8 protein-coding genes and 2 pseudogenes are annotated in these 13,032 nt (G+C 72.3%); 7 read left to right on the top strand and 3 right to left on the bottom strand.

Features of this window, described 5'->3' with window-relative positions:
* Window positions 1-141: 141 nt before the first annotated feature.
* From MUN74_RS07435 to MUN74_RS07425, 4 genes and pseudogenes are all read left to right on the top strand, one after another.
* Window positions 142-753 (top strand): annotated as a pseudogene (locus tag MUN74_RS07435) (M15 family metallopeptidase); the annotation flags it as partial.
* Window positions 730-819, top strand: a pseudogene (locus MUN74_RS19310) (D-alanyl-D-alanine carboxypeptidase family protein); the annotation flags it as partial. The pseudogenes MUN74_RS07435 and MUN74_RS19310, both read left to right, overlap by 24 nt.
* A 74-nt stretch (window positions 820-893) precedes the next feature.
* A complete protein-coding gene (locus tag MUN74_RS07430) occupies window positions 894-2,180 on the top strand; it encodes an MFS transporter (protein ID WP_244855803.1) in 1,287 nt (428 codons plus the stop codon).
* A gap of 186 nt (window positions 2,181-2,366) precedes the next feature.
* Window positions 2,367-3,857, top strand: coding sequence for an amidase domain-containing protein (locus MUN74_RS07425; RefSeq protein ID WP_244855802.1), 1,491 nt, complete (start codon window positions 2,367-2,369; stop codon window positions 3,855-3,857).
* A 13-nt stretch (window positions 3,858-3,870) separates the two neighbouring features.
* Here the strand turns inward: MUN74_RS07425 and pgm are convergent, their stop codons facing one another.
* Together pgm and MUN74_RS07415 are read right to left on the bottom strand one after the other, a co-directional pair.
* Window positions 3,871-5,499, bottom strand: coding sequence for a phosphoglucomutase (alpha-D-glucose-1,6-bisphosphate-dependent) (pgm, locus tag MUN74_RS07420; RefSeq protein ID WP_244855798.1), 1,629 nt, complete (start codon window positions 5,497-5,499; stop codon window positions 3,871-3,873).
* A gap of 94 nt (window positions 5,500-5,593) precedes the next feature.
* The gene (locus MUN74_RS07415) at window positions 5,594-6,862 is read right to left on the bottom strand and encodes a DUF445 domain-containing protein (protein WP_244855797.1); all 1,269 of its coding nucleotides are present in this window, start codon (window positions 6,860-6,862) and stop codon (window positions 5,594-5,596) included.
* A gap of 48 nt (window positions 6,863-6,910) precedes the next feature.
* Here MUN74_RS07415 and pheA point away from each other — a divergent pair, with 48 nt between their 5' ends.
* Both pheA and MUN74_RS07405 read left to right on the top strand, forming a co-directional pair.
* Window positions 6,911-7,873 carry a prephenate dehydratase gene (gene pheA / locus MUN74_RS07410; protein WP_244855796.1) on the top strand — a complete coding sequence of 321 codons (963 nt, stop codon included), beginning with the start codon at window positions 6,911-6,913 and terminating at the stop codon, window positions 7,871-7,873.
* Between the two features lie 32 nt (window positions 7,874-7,905).
* Window positions 7,906-8,868 carry a hypothetical protein gene (locus MUN74_RS07405; protein WP_244855795.1) on the top strand — a complete coding sequence of 321 codons (963 nt, stop codon included), beginning with the start codon at window positions 7,906-7,908 and terminating at the stop codon, window positions 8,866-8,868.
* Window positions 8,869-8,889: 21 nt separating this feature from the next.
* Here the strand turns inward: MUN74_RS07405 and MUN74_RS07400 are convergent, their stop codons facing one another.
* Window positions 8,890-10,113, bottom strand: a complete 1,224-nt coding sequence (locus MUN74_RS07400; RefSeq protein ID WP_244855794.1) for an ROK family transcriptional regulator — start codon at window positions 10,111-10,113, stop codon at window positions 8,890-8,892.
* Between the two features lie 129 nt (window positions 10,114-10,242).
* On the opposite strand from MUN74_RS07400, the gene MUN74_RS07395 reads away from it, so the two are divergent.
* Window positions 10,243-12,993, top strand: a complete 2,751-nt coding sequence (locus tag MUN74_RS07395) for an alpha-N-acetylglucosaminidase TIM-barrel domain-containing protein (RefSeq protein ID WP_244855793.1) — start codon at window positions 10,243-10,245, stop codon at window positions 12,991-12,993.
* Window positions 12,994-13,032 lie beyond the last annotated feature (39 nt).

Below are 13,032 nucleotides of genomic sequence, written 5' to 3'. Positions count from 1 at the left end.
GACTCTACGACGCCATTTGAAAGATGTCAAGAGAGCGCTCTCACAGGCGCTCGGAGAACGGTCGGCGACCCCGCGTAGACTCGACGGGTGCCAGAGCCCGAAGGTCCCCCCGCCGTCAGCGACGAGGTGCAGCGACGTCGCATGACGGTTGCGCTCGTGCTCATCGCCGTCCTCGTGGCGATCAGCGTGGTCGTTGTCGGCGCGGTCGCCGGAGCGACCCCCGGGGGTGCGTCGGGCGCGGGCCCCGAGGCATCCGGTTCGAACAGCCCGACCCCGCGACCGGCACCGCCGACCGCTCCGCCGCCCGCGACGGTCGACACCTTCGACAAGACCGCCTATTCGCTCGACGACCCGGCGAGCATCTGGGTCGTCGTCAACCAGGTGCGCCCGCTGAACCCGCAGGACTACGTGCCCGCCGACCTCGTCGAGGTGCCCGTCGCGCACACCTGGGTGCCCGAGATGCGGCAGGAGGCGTCCGACGCGGTCGTCGCGATGTTCGCCGCCGCGGCCGACGAGGCCGACTTCTACCTGGCCTCGAACAGCGCCTACCGCAGCTACGACACGCAGGTCGAGCTCTACGGCGACGGCAGCGACCCGACGACGGCGCCGCCGGGGCACTCCGAGCACCAGACCGGCCTCGCGATGGACATCGGCACCGAGGGCGGCTGCACGTTCGAGTGCATGGACGACAGCGCCGAGGGCGAGTGGGTGCGGGCCAACGCCTACCGGTTCGGGTTCATCCTGCGCTACCCGGCCGATAAGGTCGAGGTCACGGGCTACCCGCACGAGTCGTGGCACTTCCGCTACGTCGGCGTGCCGCTCGCGACCGAGATGCACGAGAGGGGCATCACGACCCTCGAGGAGTTCTTCGGCGTGCCCGGCGGCGCCGCGCAATGACCGAGGCGGCGAGCTCGCCCGACGCGCCGACGCCGGCCGCGCCCCAGCCCGTCCCCGCCGTACCGCACCGCGGGCTCTCGCTCACGGTGCTCATCGTCAACCAGCTGCTCGCGGGCGTCGGCGTCGCCTCCGGCATCGCGGTCGCCGCGCTCCTTGTCGACGAGCTGACGGGCGTTGTCGCGTTCGCCGGCTTCGCCCAGTCGTCGAGCGTGCTCGGCGCGGCGCTCACGGCCATCCCGCTCGCGAAGCTCGCCGTGCGACGCGGGCGTCACGTCGCGCTCGCGACCGGCTATGCGCTCGGATGCCTCGGCGCCCTGCTCGTCATCGCCGCGGCGGTCAGCGGATTCGTGCCGCTCGTGTTCCTCGGGCTCATGGCGTTCGGGGCCGGAACGGCCGCCGGCCTGCAGGCGCGGTTCGCGGCGACCGAGGTCGCCGCGCCCGGCTTCGAGGCGCGCTCGATGTCGCTCGTGCTCTGGGCGACGACGCTCGGCTCGGTCGCGGGGCCCCTGCTCTCCGACCTGGGCGACACGGTCGGCCAGGCGATCGGACTGCCCGCGCTCGTCGGGCCGTTCCTGTTCTCGGGGGCGGCTTTCGCGTTCTCGACACTGCTTGTGGCGGCACTGCTGCGACTGCCGCCGGCCGGCCACCTCGCCGGGGATGCCGCGGCCGGGGCATCCCGTTCATCGGCGCGGATCGGATCGTGGCAGGCCATGCGCATCGCGTCGCGCAATCCGCGCGCGCTGTTCGCGATCTTCGCGATCGTCTGCTCGCACACGGTCATGGTCGGGGTCATGGTCATGACGCCCGTGCACATGATGGCGCACGGGCTCTCGCTGTCGCTCGTGGGCGTCGTGATCAGCATCCACATCCTCGGCATGTACGGGGCGAGCCCGCTCGTCGGCTGGCTCGCCGACCGCATCGGGTCGGAGCGCGTGATCTTCATCGGCATCGGCATCCTCGCGCTCGCGACGCTGATCGGCATCCTCGCGCCGGCCGACGACATGCTGCTCGTGCCGCTCGCGCTCGGCCTGCTCGGGCTGGGCTGGTCGTGCGGGCTCATCGGCGGCTCGACGCTCGTGACCGATGCGGTCGACCCGTCGATCCGCGTGCCGCTGCAGGGCGCGACTGACGCGTCGATGAACCTCGCGGCGGCGATCGCGGCAGCGCTGAGCGGGTTCGTGCTGGGCTTCGGCGGGTTCGCCGGCGTGTGCCTCGTGGCGATGCTCGTGCTGCTGCCGCTCGTCGTCATGGGCGTGCGCTCGGCTCGCCGTCGCCCGGCCTGAGTTCGCGGCTGCGCCGCCGTCGTGCGGGAGCGGGACGCAGCGTTCTCTGAGATCGCTCTCATCCTCCTCCCAGAGTTTGGGAGGGTTCCTCACAAAATCGCGTGGTGAGGTTTCGTGTCCCCCGAAACGCCGACCGGAACCACCTTCCCCGTGTTCAAACGAATCTCCAAGAACCCGCCTGCCCCCATGCCGCAGCGCCGACGCACGACGTTCCGTGCGCCGGGCGCGATCGACCCCGCACTCCTCGCCGAAGGCGCGGAGGCCCTGGTCGACGGCACGGGCGAGGGAGCCTCGTTGGGGCACACGACGGAAGCGCTGGAACCGGCCGGCACCCGGGAGGACTCGGCCGAGCCCGATCCGGCCGAGCCCTCCCGCCCGGCACGGGCGCGTCGCGGCTTCGTCGCCGCGAAGCCCGGCCGTGGCGTCGCAGCGCTCGAAACGACGTCCCCCGACGACGGGACTCCGCAGGGCCCGGGTTCAGTTCCCCCGAACCCGGGCCCGCCGGAGTCCCGTCGCACGGACGTCGATGCCCACGGACCCGTCTCCGCCCCGGCATCCGACGAGCCCGGGTCGCATCACCCGCGGCATCGCGCCGACCACGCACGTAACCGGCGCCCGTCGAGCGGTGCCCGGCGGCTCGTCGCGCTCGGCGCCACGACCGCGCTGCTCGGCGTGACCGCGTTCGGTGCGGTCGCATCCGCGTTCGCGCCCGACGGCGCCGCCTCGGCCGTCACCGCGATCGGGGCGACGCGGTCGGACGCGACCGGCGCATCGGCGGCCGACTCGCGGGCGGCCGCCGCCCGCGACGAGATCGTCTCGACGGCAGCGGCGGTCGACGACGGGCCGACGATCACGGGCGGCCTCTCGACGGCCGCCGTTCCGTTCACGGGCGGCACGCAGGTCTCGGTCACGGGCGACGGCCTCGACCAGGTCGGCTCTGTGACGGTCGCGGGTGTCGCCGCGCCGATCGTCTCGGCCGACGAGGGAACCGTGACGTTCACCGTTCCGGCGACCTCGGCGCAGTCGATCGGCGACGCCGAGGTGAGCTTCACCGACGCCGCGGGCAACCCCGTGCCCGTCGAGACGCCCGCCGCGTCGGTCGCGGCCGGCGTCGAGGTGCCGACGTCGTCGACGAGCGACCTGGCCGGCATCACCGCGGCATCGACGACCGAGGTGCCGACCGTGCTCACCCTCGACTACACGTCCGACGCGCGCATCGATGCGCAGGTCGGCTACGTGCTCGCGCACTGGAGCGACTACAACACCGCCGAGTACACCGTGCTGAGCGGGGTCGACTGCGCGAACTTCACGAGCCAGTCGCTCGTCGCCCGCGGCTGGAAGATGGACGACGGCTGGTACTACGACCGTGCCACGGGCGCCATGTCGCCCAGCTGGGGCAGCTCGACCGCACTGCGCGACTACCTGCTCGGACGCCCCGATCGCGCGACCCCGCTCGACGACTCCCAGCGCGGCCTCGTCAAGGTCGGCGACATCGCCCAGTTCGACTGGGATGCCTCGGGCGACCGCGACCACACCGCCGTCGTCACGCGCGTCGAGCACTCGGGCGGCACGACCCGCATCTGGGTCGGCGGTCACACGAAGGACGCCGACTACTGGGACGTCGACGAGGCACTCGCCTCGGGCGGCGGCACGGTCACGTACTTCTCGTTGAAGTGACCGCTCCCGCGGATCAGCCGCCGAGCGCGCCGTCGACGATGCGCTTCGCCTCCGCCTGCACGAGCTTCAGGTGCTCGGGGCCCTTGAACGACTCGGCGTAGATCTTGTAGACGTCCTCGGTTCCGCTCGGCCGGGCGGCGAACCACGCGTCGGCCGTCTCGACCTTGACCCCGCCGATCGAGGCGTCGTTGCCGGGCGCCTTCGACAGCTTCGCGGTGATCGGCTCGCCGGCGAGCTCGGTCGCGGTGATCGCGTCACCGTCGAGGCGGCCGAGCGCGGCCTTCTGCGCGGCGTTCGCCGCGGCATCCACCCGCTCGTATGCCGGGTCGCCGAAGCGCGACACCAGGTCGGCGTACAGCTCCGACGGCGACTTGCCGGTCACGGCGCGGATCTCGGCGGCCAGCAGGCAGAGCAGGATGCCGTCCTTGTCGGTCGTCCACACGGTGCCGTCGAAGCGCAGGAACGACGCCCCCGCGCTCTCTTCTCCGCCGAAGCCGACCGAGCCGTCGACGAGGCCCGGCACGAACCACTTGAAGCCGACCGGCACCTCCCACAGCCGGCGGCCGAGCGACGCGGCGACGCGGTCGATCATCGAGCTCGAGACGAGCGTCTTGCCGATCGCGGCATCCGACCGCCAACCCGGACGGTGCGCGAACAGGTACTCGATCGCGACCGCGAGGTAGTGGTTCGGGTTCATGAGCCCGCCGTCGGGGGTCACGATGCCGTGCCGGTCGGCGTCGGCGTCGTTGCCGGTGAGCAGATCGTACTCGCCCGCCCTCGCGACGACCGAGGCCATCGCATTGCGGCTCGACGGGTCCATGCGGATCTTCCCGTCCCAGTCGAGCGTCATGAACGACCAGGTCGGGTCGACGCGCTCGTTCACGACCGTGAGGTCGAGCCCGTAGCGGTCGCGGATCGCCGCCCAGTAGTTGACCGACGCCCCGCCGAGCGGGTCGGCGCCGATGCGGATGCCGCTGCCCTTGATCGCCTCCAGGTCGATGACGTTCGCGAGGTCGTCGACGTACGCGCCGCGGAAGTCGTACGTCTCGACGCCGCTCGGCTCGGCCTGGTTCACGCCGCGCAGGCCGCCCTCGATGAGCTCGTTCGCGCGGGCCGCGATCCACGCGGTCGCGTCGCTGTCGGCCGGGCCGCCATGCGGCGGGTTGTACTTGAACCCGCCGTCCTGCGGCGGGTTGTGCGACGGCGTGATGACGATGCCGTCGGCCTCGCCCTCGGCGCGCTTGGCGGGATCGTTGTTCCAGGTGAGGATCGCGTGCGAGAGCGCCGGCGTCGGCACGTAGTCGTCGAACTCGTCGACGAGCACGCGCACCTGGTTGCCGACGAGCACGTCGAGCGCGGTCGTCTGCGCGGGAGCGCTCAGCGCGTGGGTGTCGGCGCCGATGAAGAGCGGCCCCGTGATGCCCTGCGCGGCGCGGTACTCGACGATGGCCTGGGTCGTCGCGAGGATGTGGTGCTCGTTGAAGCTCGTCGAGAGCGACGACCCGCGATGCCCCGAGGTGCCGAACACGACCCGCTGCTCGGGCACCGAGGCGTCGGGCTGCAGCTCGTAGTACGCCCTGATGAGCGCTTCGACGTCGATGAGGTCGGACTCGATGGCCGGGGTTCCCGCTCGCTCGTGCATGCGAACAGTCTTCCGTGGGTTGAGGAGGCGCGCCAGCGCCGTCTCGAAACCGGATGCCTCGAGGGGGTTTCGAGACGCTCGTTGCGCTCGCTCCTCAACCCACCAGCGCGTGCACGGCCGTCGCGACCGAATAGATCGCGAGCCCCGCGAGCGCACCCACGACGGTGCCGTTGATGCGGATGAACTGCAGGTCGCGCCCGACCTGCAGCTCGAGCTTCTCGGTCGTCTCGCGGGGGTCCCAGCGCTCGACCGTCTCGGTGATGACGCCGGCGATCTCGTGGCGGTAGTTGCGCACGACGTAGGCCGCGGCGTCGGTGAGCCAGTCGTCGACCTTCGCCGCGAGCGCCTCGTCGGTCGCGAGGCGGGTGCCGACCTCGACGATCGCGGTGCGCAGCCCGGTGCGCAGTTCGCTCGCGGGGTCGGCGAGTCCGTCGAACAGGGTCGCCTTGACCGCGCCCCACGCCTCGCCGGCGAACTCGCGCACCCGCGGGCTCGCGAGCAGGTCGGCCTTGAGCCGCTCGACCCGGGCGATCATCGCCGGGTCGTGCTGCAGGTCGTCGGCGAGCTCGCCGAGGTAGCGGTCGATCGCGAGCCGCAGCGGGTGCTCGTCGTCGTCCCGTACCGCTTGCACGAACGTGAGCACCTCGCGGTGCGCGCGGTCGTCGACGAGGCGGTCGACGAAGCCCGGCATCCAGCGCGGCAGCCGGTCGGAGACCATGCGACCGAACGCCTCGGGGTGCGCCTCCAGCCAGGATGACGCCTGCTCGAGCACCGCGTCGACGGCGGCGCGCTGCTGGTCGGCGGCGACGAGCTGCGCGCCGATCCGGCCGATCGCCGGACCCCACTCGGGTTCGAAGAGGTGCCGGCGGGCGAGTCGCTCGATGACGTCCTCGACGTCGTCGTCACCGAGCATCGTGAGCACGCCGCGCGCGGCGACGGCGATCTCGGCCGTGACCCGCTCGGCGTTGCCCGGCTCCGCGAGCCAGCCGCCGAGCCGCCGCGAGACGCCGATCGAGCGCAGCTTGCCGAGCACGACCTCGTCGGAGAGGAACTCGTGCTCGACGAAGGCCCCGAGACTCGCGCCGATCTCGTCCTTGCGGCGCGGGATGATCGCCGTGTGGGGGATCGGGATGCCCAAGGGGTGCCGGAACAGCGCCGTCACCGCGAACCAGTCGGCGATCGCGCCGACCATCGCGCCCTCGGCCGCGGCACGCACGAAGCCCATCCAGGCGATCGAGTCCTGCAGCCCGAACGACACCGCGAACACGACGGCCGCCACGACGAGCAGGCTCGTCGCCACGCGCTTCATGCGGCGCAGCGCGACCAGCCGTTCCGCATCCGTCGGCAGGGCCCTGGTGTCCACGTCCGCAGTATCGCAGTCGGGTCGCGGACCGCTCGTTAGGCTTGGCGCATGACGACGGATGCCGCGGCGACACCCCCCGACGAGACCTACTCGTACCTCGGGCCGGCCGGCACGTTCACCGAGGCGGCGTTGAAGCAGGTGCCCGAGGCTGCGGGCAAGCACTGGCGCCCGGTGAACAACGTCGGCGAGGCGCTCGCCGATGTCGTCGAGGGGCGCTCGGTGGCCGCCATGATCGCGATCGAGAACTCCATCGACGGCGGCGTGAGCGCCACGCAGGACGCCCTGGCGACCGTCCCCGGCCTCCGCATCGTCGGCGAGTACCTCGTGCCCGTGAACTTCGTGCTCGTCGCCCGCCCGGGCACCGCGCTCGCCGACGTGCGCGTCGTCAACGCGCACCCGGTCGCCTATGCGCAGTCGCGCGGCTGGCTCGAGCGCGAGCTGCCCGACCACGGTCACATCCCGGCGACGAGCAACGTGCAGGCCGCGGCATCCCTGTTCGATTCGGCGCAGGCGGATGCGGCGGTGGCGCCGCCCGGCATCACCGAGCACCTCGACGTCGACGTGCTGGCGCGCGACATCGGCGACAACCCGAACGCGGTGACCCGGTTCGTGCTGGTCAGCCGGTCGCGCACGCTGCCGGCCAAGACCGGTGCCGACAAGACGAGCCTCATCGTCGAGCTGCCCGACGACGAGCCCGGCGCGCTGCTCGACATGCTCGAGCAGTTCTCGACGCGGGGGGTCAACCTCTCGCTCATCCAGTCGCGCCCGATCGGCGACGCGCTCGGCCGCTACCGGTTCGTGATCGACCTCGAGGGGCATGCCGAGGACGAGCGCGTCGCCGACGCTCTCCTGGGCCTGCGCCGCTACTCGCCGAAGGTCATCTTCCTCGGCTCGTACCCCCGCGCCGACCGGCGTGAGATCGAGTACCACTCGAAGTACGATGACGGCATCTTCATCGAGGCCCGCGACTGGCTGCGCGGGCTCTTGAGCGGCGAGCCCGACGACGCCTGACGGCGTCGCACGCGCACGGGAGGGGGTCGACGATGACCGAGGCACGTGAGGGCATCGATCCGCGCTACGACGCGAGGTTCCAGCGGGGGTACGACGGGCCTGGGGCGGATGCCGCGGCGCCGACTCGCTCGACCGGCGACGAACCCGGACCGAGCGACCCGCCGCTCGCGGGGCAGCGCCGGCCCGCTGCCGCGCGCGAGCTTCCCCTCGTGCATGTACCGGCCGAGCTTCCGCCCGATTCGGCTCGCGAGGATGACCTCGACCTGTTCGCCGGGCTCGAGCTCGACGCCGAGCCAGAGGCTGTGCTCGACGGCGATCGGGCCGACGGGTCCGGCGGTGACGATGACGGCGACGGCGACGGCGACGACGACGGCACGGTCGACGCGGTTCCCGTGCCGGGTGCCGCGCCGCCGCAGGGCGCCACGGCTCGAACCTGGGCCTGGCTCGGCGCGGGGTGGGCGTTCGGCGCCGTGGTCGCCGTGAGCGGCCTGTGGATCGCATGGACGGCCGCCGCCTCGTTCACCCAGAGCTACGCAGTACCGACCGAGGATCCGGCGGTCGTCCAGATGATCCAGACGCTCAGCTGGACGCTCGCACCCTCGCTCCTCATGGCGGGCGGCGTCGGCATCGTCCTCGTGACCGCGGTCGCCGCGTCCCTGACCGATCTCCCCGCCCCGCGCGGGCGCACGTTCGCGCGACCCGCTGCATGGTGGGGACTCCTGCTGCTCGCCGGTGTCGGCCTCCTCGCGGTGCCGGCCGCCGTCTCGATGATCTCCGATGGGATGACGGCCGGGATGGATTACATGGGGAGCAGCGGCCCCGGGTCCACCCCCGAGGAGATGTCCAGGATGGACGCCATGGCCCGGGGCCAGATCGCCCAATCGACCATCGGAGCGCTCGCCCTCACGGTCACGGCGGCGATCGTGTCGATCGCGTCGCTCGAGGCGCGGCGCTCGCTTCGGCGGTCGGCATCGGGCGCGGCATCCGCCGATTGACCGTATCGGCCTCTCGGCGAGTCAGCGCACCGAGCTCCGCCCCGTCGGGCGCGCCGACGGCATGAGGCCGCCGTCGATCGCTGAACCCCACGCCGACCGCACCGCCGCCGTGACCGCGCCGCGCACGACCGTGTTCTCGGCGAACGGCGAGAGCCGCACGTCGATCGGCTCGGCGCCGCGCGCAGTCAGCCGCCGTTCGAGCGCCGCCGTCAGCACGTCGCCGCCACGGGCGATGCCGCCCGTGACGTAGACGCGATGCAGGTCGAGTGCGAGCAGGATGGGCGTGAGCGCCCGCGCGGCGACGTCGGCGAGCAGGTCGACGATCTCGGTGGCCGCGCGCTCGCCGTCGTTCGCCCGCTCGAACACGTGGGCGGCAGCGGCCTCGGGGCCGAGTTCCGACGCGAGCCGGGTGAAGGGGTCGCGCGCCGCAACGAGCCGGGCGACCTCGTCGATGCGCTCGGCGCCGACGACGGCCTCGAGCGGGGCCCGGTCGCCGCTCCACGGGTCGGTGACCATGAGTGCGCCGATCTCGCCCGCTGCGCCGAGCGTGCCGCGGTAGAGCCGTCCGTCGAGCACGAGGCCGGCGCCGAGGCGCTCGCCCCATTGCACGGTCAGGAACGAGGGCGGGCAGTCGTCGAGCTCGGACATGGCGAGCGCGGCGAGGTTCGCGTCGTTGTCGAGGTCGACGGCCACGTCGAAGCCCCGGCCGAGCTCTCGCGTGAGGTCGAGGTCGGTCCAGGCGTCGATACCGCGGATGACGCGCACGCGGCCCTCGGCGCGGTCGATCATGCCGACGCTCGCGACCGCGACGGCCGCGATGGCGGCGCGGTCGAGCCCGGCGTCCGCGAGCGCCCGATCGACGGTGACGTTCACGAGGCGCAGCAGTTCGCGCCCGTCGCGCATCTCGTGCGAGGCGTTCGCCTCGGCGATCACCGTGCCCGCCGCGTCGGCGACCTCGGCGACCACGCGGTGGAGGCCGATGTCGACGCCGAGCACGTGGAAGCGCTCCGACGCGACTGTGAACCTGGCCGCCGGGCGGCCGAGCGAACCGACCGGGTCGTGCCGACGCAACCAGCCGTCTGCGTCGAGCTCGTCGATGATCGTGGCGACGGTCGATCGGGTGAGCCCGGTGCGCTCCGCGATCTCGACGATGCGCACCGGCTCGTCGCCGGCGCGCAGCTCATCGAGCACCCGGCCGGTGTTGTAGCGCTTCAGCCGTGCGGTGCCGACGATCGGGTCGTTCATGTGGGCTCCGTTCCGCGAGCAGTTTAGCCGAGACTTTACGTTAAGACCTTGCGTAAAGATCGGGGCTCTGGTTGGGTCGGGATGGCGGCGCGTTCCGCGCCGCCATCCGAACCACCGGCGAAAGGCCCGATGATGCACCCAACGCCCAGACGACGCCGACGAGCGTCCCTCATCCCGCTCGCAACGATCGCGACCACCGTGCTGCTCGCGACGGGCACCGCCGTCGCCGCGAACGCCGAGCCATCGGCCCGTGACGCGAAGCTCAACGTCCCCGCGAAGACCGCGCGAGGGCTGGAGCCCGCGCGAGACGCGCTCGAACGACTCCTCGGCGAGGCATCCGGCGGCTTCGATCTCGCGAAGCTCGAGTCGGCCGACGGCGTCGACGCCTACGAGGTCACGTCGAAGCGCAACCACGTGCGCATCGCCGCGACCGACTCGGCGACCGCGCTCGCGGGGGTGAACGCGTACCTCGGCACGATTGGGCAGTCGATCTCGTGGAACGTGCGCAACGTCGACCCCGGAGCCGCACTGCCCCTGCCGACCGAGCCGATCACCGCGACGTCGAACGTGTCCCACCGCTACTACGGCAACGACACCGAAGACGGCTACACGGGTGCCTACCGCACGTGGGAGGAGTGGGAGCGCGAGATCGACGAACTCGCGGCGCTCGGCTTCAACGAGGTCTTCATGCCGGTCGGTTCCGAGGCGGTGTACGCCGAGGTGCTGCAGCAGTTCGGGTACTCGGCCGAGGAGGCGCGGGCATGGATCCCGCTGCCCGGCCATCAGCCGTGGTGGCTCCTGCAGAACATGTCGGGTTACCCCGCGGGTACGAGCGACGCGCTCCTCCAGGAGCGCACCGAGCTCGGCCGCAAGATCGCCGACCGACTGCGCGAGCTCGACATGACGCCCGTGCTGCCCGGCTACTTCGGCACGGTGCCCACCGACTTCGCCGAGCGCAACGCCGATGCGCGGGTCGAGCCGCAGGGCGGCTGGGTCGGATTCCAGCGACCCGGCTGGCTCGACCCGAACTCGGTCGTGTTCCCCGAGGTGGCCGATGCGTTCTACGAAGCCTCCGAGCAGCGACTCGGCGCCTCGGGCGCGTACAAGATGGACGTGCTGCACGAGGGCGGTCGGCGCGGGTCGGTCGACGTACCCGCCGCCACCCGCGCGATCGAGACTGCGCTGCAGGACGCGCACCCCGGCGCGACCTGGGTGCTGCTCGGCTGGCAGAACAACCCGCCGGCCGACGTCGCCGCCGCCGCGAACCCCGAGACGACCTTCATCGTCGACGGCCTCTCCGATCGCTACGACGGCCGCGGCGGGCTCGAGGCGCAGTGGAGCGGCATACCGTACGCTTTCGGCACCATCTGGAACTTCGGCGGCCACACGACCATGGGCGCCGAGCTCACGACGTGGAACGAGCGCTACTACGACTGGCTGGGCGCCGACGGCAGCGCCGTCGACGGCATCGCCGCGATGCCCGAGGGCGGCCTCAACAACCCCGCCGCGCTCGACTTCTTCGCCGGACTCGCATGGCGCGACGGCCCCGTCGACATCGACGCCTGGTTCGACGACTGGACCGAGCGCCGCTACGGCGTCGACGACCCCGAGCTGAAGGCCGCCTGGCGGGCCCTCGCCGGGACCGCGTACACGCTGCCGACCAACGACAGCTACAGCGAGGCCCACGACGGCCTCTACGGCGCCCGCCCCTCGCTCTCGGCGAGCCGCGCCGCCACCTGGTCGCCGGGCAGCTTCTCGTACGACCCCGACCGGTTCGCGGAGGCCCTCGACCACCTCCTGGCCGCCGCGCCCGCCGCGGGCGAGAACGCGAGCTACCGCTACGACCTCATGGACGTCGCGCGCCAGGTGACCTCGAACACGTCACGCGTGCTGCTGCCGCAACTGCAGCAGGCGTACGGCATGCGCGACCGTGCGGCGTTCACTCAGCTCAGCGAGGAGTGGCTCGGAAACATCGACCTGCTCGACGACCTCGTCGCGACGCAGCCGCAGACGCTGTTCGGCCGCTGGATCGCCGACGCCCGCGCCGCGGCGGCCGACCCGGCCGAGGCCGACCGCCTCGAGTTCGACGCGCGGTCGATCGTCACGACGTGGGGCGACCGCAACGCCGTGAACGCGGGGCTCAACGACTACGCGAACCGGGAGTGGCAGGGCCTCGTCGGCACCTACTACAAGGACCGTTGGGAGCGCTTCTTCGCGAGCATCCAGACGGCGTTCGACACGGGCAAGGCTCCCGCGTCGATCGACTGGTACGCCGTCGGCGCCGAGTTCACCGCCTCGACCGATACGTCCGGCTTCGCAACCGAGCCCGCCGGTGATGTCGTCGAGCTCGCCGGCCTCGCGGTGGAGGCCTGGGATGCGACGGTGCCCGACCTTCCCGACCCGCCGACGGCGGGAGAGCACTTCGTGTCCGACCTCCCGTTCGCGACCGTGTCGCTCAACGCGGCCTACGGTCCGATCGAGCGCGACACCGAGATCGGCGAGGCGGCGTACGGCGACGGCAGGCCCATCCGGCTCGCGGGCGTCGAGTACGCCAAGGGGCTCGGCGTGAACTCGCCCACGACGATCGGGTTCAACCTCGGCGGGCGGTGCTCCGCGTTCGAGGCGGTCGTCGGCATCGACGACATCATGAACAAGGCGGGGGCGTCGCCGAACGTCATCTTCCGCGTCGTGGCCGACGGAGAGGTGCGCTACGACAGCGCCGCGATGACGAAGGGCCTCGCAGCCGAGGTGGCCGTCGACGTCGCGGGCGTCCAGCGGCTCGAGCTCGTGGTCGACCCGAACGCCGCCGGCTCGCCGGCCGGTCAGGCCGAGTGGTGGGACCGCGCGGACTGGGCCGACGCGACGGTGACCTGCGGCTGATCGCAGCCGCCGAGCGGGGCCGGTCGGAAGCGACCGGCC

The sequence above is a fragment of the Agromyces sp. H17E-10 genome (assembly GCF_022919715.1).
In the GTDB taxonomy this organism is placed as follows: domain Bacteria; phylum Actinomycetota; class Actinomycetes; order Actinomycetales; family Microbacteriaceae; genus Agromyces.
The sequence above is the reverse complement of the archived record's forward strand: the minus strand, read 5'-3'. Positions and strand labels throughout refer to the sequence as shown.